Source organism: Mesorhizobium sp. M7A.F.Ca.ET.027.03.2.1 (genome assembly GCF_003999175.1).
Classification (GTDB): Bacteria; Pseudomonadota; Alphaproteobacteria; order Rhizobiales; family Rhizobiaceae; genus Mesorhizobium.
Genome location: NZ_RZOM01001435.1, coordinates 1 through 1,165, shown reverse-complemented (window position 1 = coordinate 1,165; position 1,165 = coordinate 1). Strand labels below are relative to the sequence as shown.

1 protein-coding gene and 1 pseudogene are annotated in these 1,165 nt (G+C 57.5%); one reads left to right on the top strand and one right to left on the bottom strand.

All coding sequences use genetic code 11. The annotated features are described in order from the left end of the window. Positions 1 to 180, bottom strand: a pseudogene (locus EN750_RS35375) (hypothetical protein); the annotation flags it as partial. A gap of 195 nt (positions 181 to 375) precedes the next feature. On the opposite strand from EN750_RS35375, the gene EN750_RS35370 reads away from it, so the two are divergent. Continuing rightward, positions 376 to 1,017, top strand: coding sequence for a DUF1236 domain-containing protein (locus EN750_RS35370; RefSeq protein ID WP_127399350.1), 642 nt, complete (start codon positions 376 to 378; stop codon positions 1,015 to 1,017). Positions 1,018 to 1,165 lie beyond the last annotated feature (148 nt).

The following is a 1,165-nucleotide window of genomic DNA, read 5'->3' as shown; positions in this document are numbered from 1 at the left end:
GCAATGTCCCAGCACTACGATGGCGAACAGGCTCCATCCATCATAGGCGCGTTGCGCAGCCAGATAGTTCGGCCCGTCGAGCTTCATTTTGTTGAACATCGTGAAGAAATGCGCGGCGGCCGGAACGAAAGCCAATACAACGAAAATGAAGCTGACCACTCTCAGACTATAAATTGCCATATCCGGTCTCCTCTCAGGAGAGAGCTAGGGCAATCGGCAGAGTTGAAAAGGTCGTTTTAGCGGCGGCTTTCGCCCGCGATCGTATGATCTCAAGCGAGGTCGTTTTTTAGCCCTCACTCAACTATCTCGGAACATTTTTTTTGGGTGCTGGTTCTACGCACTGAAGGGACGAACCTTACCCAGGGAGATTTCCCCATGAAACATGTTCTCATTACCAGCATGCTGGCGATCGGGCTCGGCTGTGGAACGGCGATGGCTCAGACACAACAGCCCGAAAGCCAGTCTGGCGCAGACGCCAATTGCGCTTCCGGGCAAGCTGGCTGCCAGAATGGTTCCAAGATGGGCGAGCAGGCTCAGGACAAGACCAAGCTGAAGACCGACGAGCAGGCTCAGGGCAAGGCCGGCACCACCACCGACCAGCAGGCTCAGGACAAGGCCAAGATGCAAACCGACGAGCAGGCTCAAGGCAAGGCCGGCACCACCACCGACCAGCAGGCTCAGGACAAGGCCAAGACGCAAACCGACGAGCAGGCCCAGGGCAAGGCCTCGACGCAGGATACGACGTCGACCGGCTCCATCAACAACGTGACGGTGGAGCAGAAAACCGAAGTCACCCAGATCATCCGGGAGACGAAGGTCGAGCCTGTGTCCAACGTCGATTTTGACATCACCGTCGGCGTCGAAGTTCCGCGGCCAAAGGTCAGGCTGCATCGTTTGCCGGCTCGTATCGTCAAGATCGTTCCCGCTTACGAAAGCTACGAGTATTTCGTGCTTGCGGACGGCCGGATCGTGATCGTTGATCCGGATACGTTCAAGATCGTCCTGATTTTGACCTGATATGTCCGAGCAGTGGTCCGCCCTCCAGAGGGCGGACCGCCAATGCTGGGCTGCTATGGATTCAAAGCAACCCGCAAAAGGGACTGCAAGCGGCAGGTGATACACCCTGCCACCGCATCGCGAGGGCTAGAGACGCCCGAGCACGACC